This window comes from Nitratireductor lacus (genome assembly GCF_056431025.1).
In genome coordinates this window covers 1-14387 of the sequence record NZ_JBWKMB010000011.1, presented here as the reverse complement: position 1 = coordinate 14387, position 14387 = coordinate 1, and the positions used below count along the sequence as shown (strand labels likewise).

Here is a 14387-nt window from a genome sequence, read left to right as displayed (position 1 = left end):
AAAGCCCATCAAGAGATGGCCGGATGAGGCTCGACCAGTTTCTCGTGGACAGGGGCTTGTTTGCGAGCCGTGCGCGGGCGCGTGATGCGATCCTGCGCGGCACGGTGAAGGTGGACGGAACGCCGGCGAAGAAGCCCGGGCAGACTGTTACGCCCGCTGCCGAGGTGAAGGTGGACGATCCGGCAAGTGCTTATGTCTCTCGCGCCGCTGTGAAGCTCTTGCATGGTCTCGACGCTTTCGGGTTTGACCCGGCAGGTTGCCATGCACTCGACATTGGAGCTTCCACGGGCGGGTTCACGCAGGTGCTTCTGGAGCGCGGCGCGGCCCATGTGACGGCCATTGATGTGGGCACTGGGCAGATGGACCCGCGAATTGCAAGCGATGCACGCGTGACCTCGCTCGAAGGGGTGAACGCCCGGCACCTGACGATGGAAGATCTGACAGGGCGCGTGCCGGCTTTCCTGGTGTCGGACGTAAGCTTCATTTCACTGAAACTCGCTTTGCCTCCGGCGCTCGCGCTGGCGGCGCGAGGGACATGTGGTATCTTTCTTGTGAAGCCTCAGTTCGAGGCGGGACGAGAGGCCATTGGCAAGGGCGGTTTGCTGCGCGATCCGGCAAAGGCCGAAGAAATCGCCGCAGAGCTGGAAAAATGGCTGGGGACGAATGCCGGCTGGCGGGCCGTGGGGCTTGCGCCGTCACCCATCGAAGGCGGAGACGGAAACCGCGAATTTCTACTGGCCGGACGCAAGGACCAATGAGCGAAACGCTTACGATCGATCATCTGGGAGCACAGGGCGATGGCGTCGCGCTTACGCCCACGGGACCTGCCTATGTGCCGTTTGCGCTTCCGGGCGAAGTGGTGGAAGCGGAACTGCGCAAGGGGCGTGCTGCGAAGAGGACATTGCGCGAGGCCTCGCCCGACCGCATCGAGCCTGCCTGCCGGCATTTCGGTGATTGTGGGGGCTGCGCGGTACAGCACCTTGAGAGCGAAGCCTATCTCGCCTGGAAACGTGAGAAGGTCGTGACCGCACTGGAGACGCGCGGTATCAAAACCGAAGTGGAAGAGACGCTCGCCTGCCCGCCGCATTCGCGCCGCCGCGTGACGTTTACCGCAAGGCGGCTGGGATCCGAGGTTCTTCTGGGTTTCAATGCGGCGCAATCCCATCGCATCGTCGTGATTGAGGAATGCCCGGTGGCAACACCCGAAATTGTTGCCGCGCTTGAGGATCTGCGGGTCCTGGCCAAGGCCATCGCGGCGACGCCGAAGCCCTTTCACCTGACGGTGACGGAAACCCGCACCGGGCTCGACATTGCAGCAGTGGGCGCGGGACGGCTCGGTGAAAAACAGCGCCGGGCGGTGATCGACCTGGCGCTGGAAAAGGGATTTGCCCGGCTTTCTGCCGATGGCGAGATCATTGTCGAGGGCCGGAAGCCCAGCGTGATGTTTGCAGACGTGCCGGTGGCCATTCCGCCGGCAGGGTTTCTACAGGCCACGGTTGCCGCGGAAGAGGCGATGGCCGGATTGGTGACGGGGCATCTGGAGAGTTGCAAACACGTTGCCGACCTCTTCGCCGGCAGCGGCACGTTTGCGCTGCGGCTGGCACACAAGGCGCGGGTCTATGCGGCTGAAGGCGATGCGATTGCGCTTGCCACGCTCGATATCGCCGCGCGGCAATGGCCGTCTTTGAAGCCGGTGACAGCGGAAAAACGCGATCTCTTCCATCGCCCGCTGCCGATGAAGGAACTGGCGCAATTTGATGGGCTGGTATTCGATCCGCCCCGCGCGGGGGCCGAGTTCCAGTGCCGGCAGATTGCACGCTCTGATGTCAAGCGGGTCGCGGCGGTTTCCTGTAATCCTGGCACGCTGGCGCGGGATCTGGCGATCCTTGTGGAAGGAGGTTATCGGGTCACGCGGGTTGTACCAATCGACCAGTTCCTCTGGTCGCCGCATGTGGAAGCGGTGGCGCTTTTGGAGAAGAAGCCGAAGCGGCGCTGATCAGCTTTTCAAAAGGATGTCGACATAGGATGGCACCACGCGGCTGGCCGGTCCGTGGATGGCCTCGTCGAAATCATCGAAGGTGTCGGACGGTTCCAGATTGAGCTCGATCGTGCGCGCGCCGTGGCGACCTGCCTCCTGCACGAATTGTGCTGCCGGATAGACATTGCCTGACGTGCCGATGGAGATGAAGAGATCCGCAGCGCGGAGCGCGCCGTAGATGCGCTCCATCTGGTAGGGCATTTCGCCGAACCACACGACGTCGGGGCGCAAATGTCCGCCCGTGGCGCAGGCGGGGCAGGGCGTTTCGAGGGACATATCGCCGTCCCACGGGCTGCGATCGCCGCAATGGGTGCAGAGCGCGCTTCGGTGTTCGCCATGCATGTGGATGAGGTTTTTCGAGCCGGCGCGCTCGTGAAGATCGTCGATGTTCTGGGTGACGAGCAGAACGTCACCTGAAAATTCCCGCTCCAGTCGGGCGAGTGCGCGGTGGGCATCGTTGGGCTCCAGCTCGGCGATCCTGCGCCGGCGCATATTGTAGAAGTCATGTACCAGCGTGGGATTGGCGGCAAAGCCCTCGGGCGTTGCCACGTCGCGGTAGTCGATCTTCGACCATAGCCCGTTCTTGTCGCGGAACGTATCCACGCCCGATTCGGCAGAGACACCCGCACCGGTGAGTATGACGATGCGCCGGTAATCCATCAGGTCTGCGTGCCGCCGACAGTCATCTGGTCCATGCGCAGGTGCGGCTGGCCGACGCCGACCGGTACGCCCTGTCCGGCCTTGCCGCACATGCCGATGCCATTGTCGAGGGTCATGTCATTGCCGACCATGGAGACGCGGTGCATGGCGTCGGGTCCGTTGCCGATCAGCATGGCGCCCTTGATCGGCTGGGTGACCTTGCCGTCCTCGATCATGTAGGCCTCGGTGCAGCCGAACACGAACTTGCCGGAGGTGATGTCCACCTGGCCGCCGCCGAAGGACACGGCATAGATGCCTTTCTTCACCGAGGCGATGATTTCCTCGGGCGCCCTGTCGCCGCCGGTCATGTAGGTGTTGGTCATGCGAGGCATGGGCTCATGGGCATAGGATTCGCGGCGTCCGTTGCCGGTAGGGGCCATGCCCATCAGCCTTGCGTTCTGGCGGTCCTGCATGTAGCCGACCAGCCTGCCGTCCTCGATCAGGACGTTGCGGCCCGACGGCGTGCCTTCATCGTCTATGGTGAGCGAACCGCGCCGCTCCGAGATGGTGCCGTCATCGACGACGGTCACGCCTTTTGCTGCGACCTGTTCGCCCATCAGGCCGGCAAAGGCTGAGGTCTTCTTGCGGTTGAAGTCGCCTTCGAGCCCGTGGCCCACGGCCTCATGCAGCATCACGCCCGGCCAGCCATTGGCGAGCACGATATCGAAGGTTCCGGCAGGTGCGGGCACGGCGTCCAGATTGACGAGCGCCTGGCGCAGCGCCTCGCTGGCGGCGAACTGCCAGGAATCTTCGGCCAGGAACTCGCCAAAACTCTTGCGCCCACCCATGCCATAGGAGCCGGTCTCCTGCCGGTCACCATGACCGACCATAACGGAAACGTTGACGCGGACGAGCGGGCGGATGTCGCGGGCGATCTGGCCGTCGGCACGCACGATTTCCACATGCTGCCATGAGGCGGCGAGCGAGGCGGTGACCTGCCGCACACGCGGGTCTTTCGCGCGCAGCCAGCCATCGATTTCCTGAAGCAGCTTTGCCTTTTCCTCGAAGCCTGGCGAGGCGATCGGGTTCTCCTCTCCATAAAGACGCTGATTCGTGCCGGCGGGAGCGGTGGCGAGCTTGCCGGAATACCCATCTTTCACAGTCGAAACGGCATCGGCGGCACGGCGCAGCGAGGCTTCGGTCAACTCGCTGGAATGGGCATAGCCCGAGGCTTCACCGGCAACGGCGCGCAGGCCAAAACCCTGATCGGTGTTGAAGCTGGCGGTCTTCAGGCGTCCATCGTCGAAAACGAGCGCTTCTCCTTCCCGGTATTCAAGGAAAAGTTCCCCGTCATCCGCGCCGCTGATCGTGTCGGCAACGAGAGATTTCAGACGATCGGGAGAACAATCGAAGGCGTCGAGAAGCGATTTGGCGGTCATGAACAATATCCTGTCGAAACTCCCTTTCATTTAAGGGAGCACGGGCACGCAATCCAGTGCAGGCAGACAGGATGCCGTGAGACTATCGGGGCAGGGCGTCGAAACCTTCAGCAAAACCGTTGAGGTCGACGGGGATGCCAATGCCTTCTTCCGGAGTCTGGAAGACGATGAAGGTGGCGGACTGGCCGGTCTTGAAGGTTTCCACAAGCTGATCCTCAAGGATCACCTCGGCGTAGCAGCCATCCTGAAAACAGCGCACGAAATAGGCGCGGCCGATATCCTTGCCATCCACATTGAGCCCGAGGCCATTCGGCAGGAGCACACCGAGCGGCGCCAGAACACGCAGGATCTCCGCCTTTCCGTCGGCGGTGCGAAGCACGACGACTGAAAGCCCCATCTCCGGCCGGTCTTCGGCAACGACGTTCTGCATCATCGCGCACTGTTCGCTGGAGGCGCCGGCGGGCGTGTCGCAGAGGATCGACCAGGCACCATGAGTCGAGCGAACCGTACCGCTCTGCTGCGCGTGTGCGCCCAGGGAGGGGAAAACGGTCATCGCAAGCGCGGCTGCGGCGCATTTGAGGAAGGACGTGCTCATGGTTCCTGGCTCCCGTACGAATCAGGGCAATTTATCCTGCGATCGCGGTTGGCGAAAAGGGATGGCGTCGGCAAAAGATTGGGAAAACCCGTTTATGCGAAATCAATAATGACATTTGCGGGCAATTCCGACCGAAATGGGACGCCCCGGCGTTTTGTGCTATTGCACTTTCAATATGGACGGCAGTATGAGCCTGCCGAAGGGGCGCAAAAATGCCGCACGTCGCATCCAACGCCTTCCTTGCGGTTCAAATGAGAGTATGGTTTGAACGCGCCTATAAAAAGCCAGAATTCCCTTTGCGGCAAAACCGGACCGTCCGGCTTGCCGTGTCGCCACGGGAGATGACGAGGGTTATGAAGAATATCGCTGTTGGCCTTGCCACTCTGCCGTTTCTCGCCACGGGCGCCGTTGCTGCGCAACCAGAGCCCTGGCAGATGCGCTTTCAACCGGCCGCAACCGGCATCATGCAGGAGATCACCTGGTTCGAGGAATACACTTTGTGGTTCATCGTGCCGATCACCATTCTGGTGATGGCCCTGCTGGCCTGGTGCATTGTGCGTTTCCGCGCAAAGGCAAATCCCACGCCGTCGCGCACCAGCCACAACACGCTGATCGAGGTCATCTGGACCGTTGGTCCGGTGATCGTGCTGCTGTTCCTGGCGGTGCCGTCCTTCCAGCTTCTGACGGCGCAGTACACGCCCGAAGAGGAGCCGGCATTCACCATCAAGGCGACCGGCGTCCAGTGGTACTGGGACTACGAATACCAGCTTGAAGAGCCTGTTTCCTTCAGCTCTCTCATGCTCAAGGAAGACGAGCGCGCCGACGCAGGCAAGGAAGACAAGTCCGTCTATCCGCGCCTTCTGGCAGTGGACAATGAAATCGTTGTCCCCGTGGACGCCACCGTGCGCGTTCTCGTGACGGCCAGCGACGTGATCCACGCTTTTGCCATGCCGGCTTTCGGCATCAAGGTGGACGCCGTTCCCGGCCGCATCAACGAGACCTGGTTCAAGGCCGAGAAGGAAGGTCTTTATTATGGCCAGTGCTCGGAACTGTGCGGCAAGGACCATGCCTACATGCCGATTGCCATCCGCGTTGTGGCTCAAGACCAATATGACACCTGGATCGCAGCCGCGGGAGAAGACCTCGCCGGCGCCAACAAGGCCTTGATGGCCGCGATCGAGGGCAAGACGAAAGTTGCGTCTGCTGGCGAATGAGCCGGCAGACGTCTAGAGAGGAAATGGAGCGGTAGGAAATGGCAGGCGCTACAACCCAAGACGCCCATGGCGAACACAAGCCAACCGGATGGACCCGGTGGGTTTATTCCACCAACCACAAGGACATCGGCACGCTCTACCTGATCTTCGCCATCTGCGCGGGCATCATCGGCGGCTTCCTGTCCGTCATGATGCGCTGGGAGCTTGCTGAGCCCGGCATCCAGATTTTCCATGGCCTTGCCGCCATGGTCTACGGTTTCGAGGGCGATGCAGCCATCGATGCCGGCAAGCACATGTTCAACGTGTTCACCACGGCGCACGGCCTCATCATGATCTTCTTCATGGTCATGCCCGCGCTGATCGGCGGCTTCGCCAACTGGATGGTGCCGATCATGATCGGCGCGCCGGATATGGCGTTCCCGCGCATGAACAACATTTCGTTCTGGCTTCTTCCGCCGGCTTTCATCCTGCTGCTCATGTCGCTTTTCGTTCAGGGCCCGGCCGGTGCCTACGGAACGGGTGGCGGCTGGACGATCTATCCGCCGCTTTCGACCTCCGGTCAGCCCGGCCCCGCTATGGATCTCGCCATTCTGTCGATCCACATTGCCGGTGCGTCGTCGATCCTCGGTGCGATCAACTTCATCACCACGATCTTCAACATGCGCGCTCCGGGCATGACGCTGCACAAGATGCCGCTCTTTGCCTGGTCGGTGCTGATCACCGCGTTCCTTCTGCTCCTGTCGCTCCCGGTTCTGGCCGGCGGCATCACCATGCTTCTGACGGACCGCAACTTCGGCACCACCTTCTTTGCGCCTGAAGGCGGCGGCGACCCGATCCTGTTCCAGCATCTGTTCTGGTTCTTCGGTCATCCGGAAGTGTACATTCTGATCCTGCCGGGCTTCGGCATTGTCAGCCACATTGTCTCGACCTTCTCGAGGAAGCCGATTTTCGGTTATCTCGGCATGGCTTACGCCATGGTCGCCATTGGCGCCGTTGGCTTCATCGTGTGGGCGCACCACATGTACACGACCGGCCTGTCGCTCGACACGCAGCGCTATTTCGTGTTCGCAACGATGGTGATCGCGGTTCCGACGGGCGTGAAGATCTTCTCGTGGATCGCCACCATGTGGGGCGGTTCCATCGAGTTCCGCACGCCTATGATCTGGGCCATTGCCTTCATCTTCCTGTTCACCGTTGGCGGTGTGACGGGCGTGCAACTTGCCAATGCCGGTCTCGACCGGGCCATGCACGACACCTACTACGTGGTTGCACACTTCCATTACGTGCTTTCCATGGGGGCCGTGTTCGCGATCTTCGCTGCCTGGTACTACTGGTTCCCGAAGATGACGGGCTACATGTACAACTCGTTCATCGCCCAGGTGCATTTCTGGATCACCTTCATCGGCGTGAACGTCATCTTTTTCCCGCAGCACTTCCTGGGTCTGGCCGGCATGCCGCGCCGCTATATCGACTATCCGGATGCGTTTGCCGGCTGGAACATGGTGTCGTCCTACGGCTCCTATCTGGCGGCAATCGGTGTGCTGGTGTTCCTGTTCGGTGTGTTCGAGGCATTCGCCAAGAAGCGCCCGGCCGGTGCCAACCCGTGGGGCGAGGGCGCGACGACGCTCGAGTGGCAGCTTTCTTCGCCGCCGCCTTTCCACCAGTGGGAACAGCTGCCGAAGATCCGCTGATCATAGGCAAAGACAAAGCATGAAGGTTGCGCGGCCCGTCGTCGAATGTGCCGCGCAACCGATTAATAGAACGAAGGCACAACATGGCACTGGTTGATCAGGAGCATATGGACGATACGGGGCTGCGCCTTTCCGAGGCAGCGCCCGGCGATTTCATTGCGCTGTTGAAGCCGCGCGTGATGTCGCTTGTCGTCTTTACGGCTTTTGTGGGCATGGTGATGGCACCGGGGGTGCCGAACCCGCTGCTCGCCATGATCTCCATCGCGGCCATCGCCGTCGGTGCAGGCGCCTCGGGCGCGCTCAACATGTGGTATGACGCCGACATTGATGCGGTGATGGGGCGCACGGCCCGCCGGCCCGTTCCAGCCGGTCGCGTCACGCCGGGCGAGGCGCTTGGCTTCGGTCTGGTGCTCTCGGCGTTTTCCGTGGCCACACTCGGCCTGATGGCCAACTGGACGGCGGCGGCGCTGCTGGCCTTCACGATTTTCTTCTACGCCGTGATCTACACGATGTGGCTCAAGCGCTCGACGCCGCAGAACATCGTTATCGGCGGTGCCGCGGGTGCGCTGCCGCCGGTCGTTGGCTGGGCAGCGGTTACCGGCACGGTGAGTATGGAAAGCCTCGTGCTCTTCCTCATCATCTTCCTCTGGACGCCGCCGCACTTCTGGGCGCTGGCGCTTTTCAAATCGGGCGACTACGAGCGCGCGGGCATTCCAATGCTGCCCAATGTTGCCGGACATGCCGCGACGAAGAAACAGATTTTCATCTATGCGCTGCTTCTCGCCGCAAGCGGTATCCTGCCGGTGGCGGCAGGTTTTGCGAGCTTTGCCTATGGCACGGTTGCCGTCATTCTTGGGGCTGGCTTCGTGTGGTATTCCTGGCAGGTGCTGCGCATGCCCGAGAGCGATGCGGCCATGAAGCCCGCCAAGGCGTTGTTCGGCTATTCGCTGCTATATCTCTTCGTCCTGTTCACGGCGCTTCTCGCCGATCGGCTGCTTGCCAGCCTTGGCCTGGTTTCGTGAGGTGACATGATGGACAAGGAATTTGTGAAGCCGACCGAAGCCCAGCTCAAGGCGCGCCGCAAGCGCTCCATTGCGCTTGCCATCGCGCTCGCCGTGTTTGTCGTGATCGTCTATATCGGCAGTCTGGCCAAGCTCGGTCCCGGCCTGTTCGAGCGTGCGATGTGAGGTGTGACATGAGCGGCGAGCAAGGAAACCAGAAATCGGCAGCCGGAAACCGGAATCGCAATGCGGCGATCCTGTGTGTTGCCGTGGTCGGCGGCATGGTCGGCATGGCGTACGCCGCGGTCCCGCTCTACCAGCTTTTCTGCCAGGTGACGGGCTATGGCGGCACCACACAGCGTGTCGAGCAGTATTCCGATACGATTCTGGACCAGACCATCACCGTCCGGTTTGATGCCAACACGAACGGTGTTCCGTGGGAGTTCCAGCCGAAACAGCGCGAAGTGACGCTGCGTCTCGGTGAGACGAAGCAGATCTCCTACGTTTCGCGCAACCTTTCGAACGTGCCCACCTCGGGCACGGCAACGTTCAATGTTTCGCCGGCGCGGGCCGGTGCCTATTTCAACAAGGTCGAGTGCTTCTGCTTTACGGAACAGGAGTTGCAACCGGGGCAATCCTATGACATGCCGGTCGTGTTCTTTGTCGACCCGGAGATCGTCAACGTGCCTGAGTTGAAGAACCTGAAAACGATTACGCTTTCCTACACATTCTTCCCGCTTGAGAAGAAGGCGCCGGTGGCTGCCGCGCCCAAGACCAACACCAATCAGAACGAGAATCTCGGGGGCTGACATGGCCGACGCGCACGCAAAACATCACGACTATCACATCATCGACCCGAGCCCATGGCCTTTCCTTGGCTCGCTTGGCGCCCTGATCATGTCCATTGGCGGCATCGCCTGGATGAAGGCGCTCAACGGCTCCGAGTTCACCATCTTCGGTGTGGACCTTGCCGCGACCAATTTCTGGCTTTTCCTGATCGGTCTCTTCCTGGTGCTTTTCACCATGTATTCCTGGTGGGCCGATACGATCCGCGAAGGACATGAGGGCCACCACACCCGCGTCGTTTCGCTTCATCTGCGTTACGGCATGATCATGTTCATCGCCTCGGAGCTGATGTTCTTCGTGGCTTGGTTCTGGGCGTTCTTCGATGCGAGCCTGTTCCCGGGCGAGGCGGTGCAGGCAACGCGCGCCGAGTTCACCGGTGGCATGTGGCCGCCGGCAGGCGTCGAGGTTCTCGATCCCTTCCACCTGCCGCTCTACAACACGATCATCCTGCTGCTCTCCGGCACGACGGTGACGTGGGCCCACCATGCGTTGCTCGAAGACGATCGCAAGGGCCTGGTCTGGGGCCTGGTGCTGACGGTTGCACTCGGTGCTCTGTTCTCCTGTGTTCAGGTTTACGAGTACATGCACGCACCGTTTGCCTTCTCCGACTCGATCTATGGCGCGACCTTCTACATGGCGACAGGCTTCCACGGTTTCCACGTTCTCATCGGAACCATCTTCCTTCTGGTCTGCCTGCTGCGCGCCATGGCCGGCGACTTTACGCCGAAGCAGCATTTCGGCTTCGAGGCGGCTGCCTGGTACTGGCACTTCGTTGACGTGGTGTGGCTGTTCCTCTTCACCTTCGTCTATGTCTGGGCCTCAGCCGGTGCGACTGTCGCGCATGGCTGATATGGCAGCTTGAGTATGCGAAAGGCGGCTGGGGAGACCCGGCCGCTTTCTTTTTTGGCCCGGTCGCTTTCTTTTTTGGGACGCATTCTCGTCCTATCCGTGGGATGCGTCACGGGGCGGCGTCGACCGGGCTGGACCTGCCGTGCTAGAGCGCAGGGACATGCAACCGGATGGACCTACCTCTCCCAGGCCTGACGCGGGATTGAAACGACATGACCGAGCGACAGAACAACACACACGGTGACGAGCCGGTCGTCGATCAGGCGATCTGGCCGCCGGTCGATCCGGTCCGCGCCGGACTTGGCGGACGCTGCCCGCGCTGTGGCGAGGGGCGCCTCTTTTCCGGCTTTCTCACGGTCGGGCGCGGCTGTCACAATTGCGGGCTCGATTACGGTTTTGCCGATGCGGGGGACGGACCGGCAGTGTTCGTTATCCTGATCATCGGTTTTCTGGTCGTGGGGCTGGCGCTGTGGATGGAGGTGTCACTCGGACCTTCGCTCTGGGTGCATTTCCTCATCTGGATACCGCTTGCGCTGGTCCTTTGCCTCACGGCTCTCCGCCTCATGAAGGGCCTGCTGATAGCACTGCAATATCGCAACAAGGCAGAGCAGGGGGAACTCGAACGATAATGGCCGTGACTGAAGTCAAATCCTCCCGGTCGAGCCTCAACTGGCTTCTCCTGCTCCTGAGCCTTGTCGTGCTTATGTGCCTTCTGGCGCTGGGAACGTGGCAGGTGCAGCGGCTTCAATGGAAAGAGGCGCTGCTTGCGCAGATCGAAGCGCGGATCAATGCAGAACCGGCGGATCTCGCCAGCATCGAGCGCATCTACGCTGAAACCGGTGATGTCGAATACCGGCCGATGCGCGTTGAGGGTGCTTTCCGGCACACGGGCGAGCGCCACTATTTCGCAACCTGGAAAGGGCAGTCGGGCTATTTTGTTCACACACCGCTCAGACTTGACGACGGGCGGTTCATCTTCGTCAATCGCGGGTTTGTGCCCTTCGACCGCAAGGAGGCGGACACGCGCGCTGAAGGACAGATCGTCGGCGGCGTACGCATCAGCGGTCTTGCACGCAACGGGATTGGCGAAAAGCCGTCCTTCATCGTCCCCGACAACGACATTGGCCAGAACATCTTCTACTGGAAGGACCTCGGCACGATGGCGCGTACGGCGGGGCTGCCTGACACTGCCCGGGTGCTGCCGTTCTATGTCGACGCCGATGATTCGCCCAATGCCGGCGGTTTGCCCGTGGGCGGGGTGACACGCATCGACCTGCCGAACAGCCATCTGCAATATGCGATCACCTGGTATGGGCTTGCCGCGGCGCTCTGCGGCGTTCTGTTCGTCTGGTGGCGGCGCAACCGGCGGCGCTCCTGATCGCGGCTCTTTGGCCGGGGCTCTTGACATTGAGCGCCCCACGCCCCCAATTCCGGCTCCAGCAAGGGGAAATCAGATGACGGCTGCCGACATGACAAGACAGAAACTGACGGTGCGGCTTTGCGGGCCACGCGGTTTCTGCGCCGGCGTTGACCGCGCCATTCAGATCGTCGTGCTGGCGCTGAAGAAATACGGAGCGCCGGTCTATGTGCGCCATGAGATCGTCCACAATCGCTATGTGGTGGAGGGACTGCAGGAGCGCGGCGCCGTCTTCATCGAGGAACTGAGCGAAATACCGGAAGATCATCGCGACTGTCCGGTTGTCTTTTCCGCGCACGGTGTGCCGAAATCGGTCCCGGCGGATGCGCAGAACCGCAACCTCTTCTATCTGGATGCGACCTGCCCGCTGGTTTCCAAAGTCCACAAGCAGGCCATGCGCCATCACAGGCTCGGTCGTCACGTGCTGCTGATCGGCCATGCGGGGCATCCGGAAGTGATCGGCACGATGGGGCAACTGCCCGAGGGCACTGTGACCCTGGTGGAGACGGTGGAAGGCGCCAACACGCTCGAACGGCCAGATGGCGCGGAGCTTGGCTTTGTCAGCCAGACCACGCTCTCGGTGGAGGACACGGCAGACATTCTCAAGGCGCTGGAAGACCGTTTCCCGGACCTGCACGCACCGGCAGCCGAATCCATCTGCTATGCCACCACCAACCGGCAGGAGGCTGTGAAGAAGGCGGCACCCGGCTCGGACCTTTTCCTCGTCGTGGGCGCACCCAACTCATCGAACTCGCGCCGTCTGGTGGAGGTCGCGGAGCGGGCAGGGGCGAAGCGATCCCTGCTTGTGCAGCGGGCTTCTGAAATCCCCTGGGACGAGGTGGACGGCATTCGCGTTCTTGGACTTTCGGCTGGCGCCTCGGCGCCCGAAATCATCGTCAACGAAATCATCGATGCGTTCCGCGAGCGCTTCGATGTAACGGTGGAACTTGCGATCACCGCCGAGGAAACCGAAAACTTCCCCGTCATGCGGGCGATCCGCGATGTGGAACTGACCAGCGCCGACATGGCCTTTGTGAACGGCAACGCATAAGCATGGCGGTCTATACGGACATTTCCGAGGTCGAGCTCGGCGCGCTCCTGAAGGAATACGATGTGGGCGAGTTGTTGTCCTACAAGGGCATCGCCGAGGGGACGGAGAATTCCAACTACCTGCTCCACACATCAAAAGCAGCCTTCATCCTGACCCTTTACGAGCAGCGCGTTGAGCGCTCCGATCTGCCATTTTTTCTCGGCCTGATGGAGCATCTGGCGCAGCATGGCGTGAACTGTCCGCTTCCGGTGCGCAGGAACGATCGCGCGGTGGTGAGCGAAATTGCCGGTCGGCCGGCGGCGCTGATCACCTTTCTGGAAGGCATGTGGCTCAGGAAACCCGCCCCGCAGCACTGCCGCGAGGTGGGCAGGGCCATGGCGGGGATGCATCTGGCCGCGCGCGGCTTTGAACCGACACGGGCGAATGCGCTGACCGTGGGCGACTGGCGCCCGCTCTGGGAAAAGGCGAAGCCTCGGGCAAACGAGGTGGAAGAGGGGCTGGAGGCTGAGGTCGAGGCGGATCTTGCCGACCTTGCCCAAGGCTGGCCGGCCGACCTGCCGACCGGCGTCATTCACGCCGACCTTTTTCCCGACAATGTCTTTTTCCTCGGTGACCGGGTTTCCGGGATCATCGATTTCTATTTCGCCTGCAATGATCTGCTGGCCTACGACATTGCCACCTGTCTCAATGCCTGGTGTTTCGAGAAGGACGGGTCCTACAACCTGACCAAGGGGACGGCACTGCTCGAGGGTTATCAGTCGGTGCGTCCGCTGGAAGGCGGCGAGATCGAGGCGCTGCCGCTCCTGGCACGCGGCTCCGCGCTGCGATTCATGCTGACGCGGCTTTATGACTGGCTGACCGTTTCCAACGGCGCGCTGGTGAACAAGCGCGACCCGATGGAATATGTGCGCCGGCTGCGCTTTCACCGGCAGATTAGCTCTCCATCTGAATACGGGGTCGGCCTGAAGTGACAAGCGTGGAGATTTTTACCGACGGAGCCTGTTCGGGCAATCCGGGTCCCGGCGGCTGGGGCGCGCTTCTGCGCCACAATGGCGTCGAGAAGGAACTGTCGGGCGGCGAGGCCGAGACCACCAACAACCGGATGGAACTCAAGGCGGCCATTGAGGCGCTCAACGCCCTGAAGCGGTCCTGCGACGTGGACCTCTACACCGACAGCGTCTATGTGCGCGACGGCATTTCCGGCTGGATCGAGGGCTGGAAGCGCAATGGCTGGAAAACGGCAGCCAAGAAGCCGGTCAAGAACGCCGAGCTATGGCAGGCGCTGGACGAGGCACAGAAGCGCCACAGGATCAAATGGCACTGGGTCAAGGGCCACGCGGGCCATCCCGAAAACGAACGCGCCGACGCGCTTGCACGCGCAGGCATGGAGCCTTTCAAGAAAAAACGGCGCTGAGCCGGGACGATACCGGCGGTCCAAACCATTGAAGGAGCATCGGACCGAAAACCGGATTCAATTTCCGGTCCGACGCTCCAGAGCGGTTCACAGCTTTAGAGCGGTTCAGAGCTTGACTGAATCGGTAGGGATTCCCGGATTGCCGATTTTGTGATTCAAGATGCTGGCTGGGAAGGAGGCCAGCATCTGATGA

At 61.6% G+C, this 14387-nt stretch carries 16 protein-coding genes; 13 read left to right on the top strand and 3 right to left on the bottom strand.

Translation table 11 applies throughout. The features are described from left to right. The first annotated feature begins 23 nt into the window (after positions 1-23). Together AC07E3_RS10870 and AC07E3_RS10865 are read left to right on the top strand one after the other, a co-directional pair. A complete protein-coding gene (locus tag AC07E3_RS10870) occupies positions 24-758 on the top strand; it encodes a TlyA family RNA methyltransferase (RefSeq protein ID WP_292899804.1) in 735 nt (244 codons plus the stop codon). Further along, the gene (locus tag AC07E3_RS10865) at positions 755-1996 is read left to right on the top strand and encodes a class I SAM-dependent RNA methyltransferase (RefSeq protein WP_478361829.1); all 1242 of its coding nucleotides are present in this window, start codon (positions 755-757) and stop codon (positions 1994-1996) included. Before AC07E3_RS10870 ends, AC07E3_RS10865 begins: the two co-directional genes overlap by 4 nt. On the opposite strand, the gene AC07E3_RS10860 is transcribed toward AC07E3_RS10865, so the two are convergent. The 3 genes from AC07E3_RS10860 to AC07E3_RS10850 all read right to left on the bottom strand — a co-directional run bounded on the left by AC07E3_RS10860 (position 1997) and on the right by AC07E3_RS10850 (position 4669). Then, positions 1997-2698, bottom strand: a complete 702-nt coding sequence (locus AC07E3_RS10860; RefSeq protein WP_478361827.1) for an NAD-dependent deacylase — start codon at positions 2696-2698, stop codon at positions 1997-1999. Next, entirely contained in the window at positions 2698-4116 is a 1419-nt protein-coding gene (gene tldD / locus AC07E3_RS10855; RefSeq protein WP_478361825.1) for a metalloprotease TldD, read from the bottom strand. Before tldD ends, AC07E3_RS10860 begins: the two co-directional genes overlap by 1 nt. Positions 4117-4198: 82 nt before the next feature. Continuing rightward, a complete protein-coding gene (locus AC07E3_RS10850; protein ID WP_322340597.1) occupies positions 4199-4669 on the bottom strand; it encodes an invasion associated locus B family protein in 471 nt (156 codons plus the stop codon). Between the two features lie 395 nt (positions 4670-5064). Between AC07E3_RS10850 and coxB the strand changes: the two genes are divergently transcribed. From coxB to rnhA, 11 genes are all read left to right on the top strand, one after another. Beyond that, on the top strand, positions 5065-5925 hold the full coding sequence (gene coxB / locus AC07E3_RS10845; RefSeq protein WP_336066058.1) for a cytochrome c oxidase subunit II: 861 nt from the start codon (positions 5065-5067) through the stop codon (positions 5923-5925). Between the two features lie 38 nt (positions 5926-5963). Continuing rightward, positions 5964-7616 carry a cytochrome c oxidase subunit I gene (gene ctaD, locus AC07E3_RS10840; protein WP_478361822.1) on the top strand — a complete coding sequence of 551 codons (1653 nt, stop codon included), beginning with the start codon at positions 5964-5966 and terminating at the stop codon, positions 7614-7616. A gap of 83 nt (positions 7617-7699) precedes the next feature. Next, positions 7700-8638 carry a heme o synthase gene (locus tag AC07E3_RS10835; RefSeq protein ID WP_336066053.1) on the top strand — a complete coding sequence of 313 codons (939 nt, stop codon included), beginning with the start codon at positions 7700-7702 and terminating at the stop codon, positions 8636-8638. Between the two features lie 6 nt (positions 8639-8644). Beyond that, positions 8645-8803: a hypothetical protein gene (locus AC07E3_RS10830; protein WP_322340620.1), complete on the top strand. Its 159-nt coding sequence runs from the start codon at positions 8645-8647 to the stop codon at positions 8801-8803. 8 nt (positions 8804-8811) lie between these two features. Continuing rightward, positions 8812-9426 carry a cytochrome c oxidase assembly protein gene (locus tag AC07E3_RS10825; protein WP_336066047.1) on the top strand — a complete coding sequence of 205 codons (615 nt, stop codon included), beginning with the start codon at positions 8812-8814 and terminating at the stop codon, positions 9424-9426. A 1-nt stretch (position 9427) separates the two neighbouring features. Then, positions 9428-10312, top strand: coding sequence for a cytochrome c oxidase subunit 3 (locus AC07E3_RS10820; protein WP_065816073.1), 885 nt, complete (start codon positions 9428-9430; stop codon positions 10310-10312). 212 nt (positions 10313-10524) lie between these two features. After that, a complete protein-coding gene (locus AC07E3_RS10815; RefSeq protein WP_459439535.1) occupies positions 10525-10941 on the top strand; it encodes a DUF983 domain-containing protein in 417 nt (138 codons plus the stop codon). Continuing rightward, entirely contained in the window at positions 10941-11690 is a 750-nt protein-coding gene (locus AC07E3_RS10810) for an SURF1 family protein (RefSeq protein ID WP_478361819.1), read from the top strand. Before AC07E3_RS10815 ends, AC07E3_RS10810 begins: the two co-directional genes overlap by 1 nt. Positions 11691-11766: 76 nt before the next feature. Continuing rightward, positions 11767-12780 (top strand): 4-hydroxy-3-methylbut-2-enyl diphosphate reductase, encoded by a 1014-nt coding sequence (gene ispH / locus AC07E3_RS10805; RefSeq protein ID WP_007009819.1) that lies wholly within the window; start codon positions 11767-11769, stop codon positions 12778-12780. 2 nt (positions 12781-12782) lie between these two features. Beyond that, on the top strand, positions 12783-13751 hold the full coding sequence (locus AC07E3_RS10800) for a homoserine kinase (protein WP_478361817.1): 969 nt from the start codon (positions 12783-12785) through the stop codon (positions 13749-13751). Continuing rightward, complete coding sequence (gene rnhA, locus AC07E3_RS10795; protein ID WP_478361815.1) at positions 13748-14194, top strand: ribonuclease HI; 447 nt, start codon at positions 13748-13750, stop codon at positions 14192-14194. The genes AC07E3_RS10800 and rnhA overlap by 4 nt, the downstream gene beginning before the upstream one ends. Positions 14195-14387: the final 193 nt, after the last annotated feature.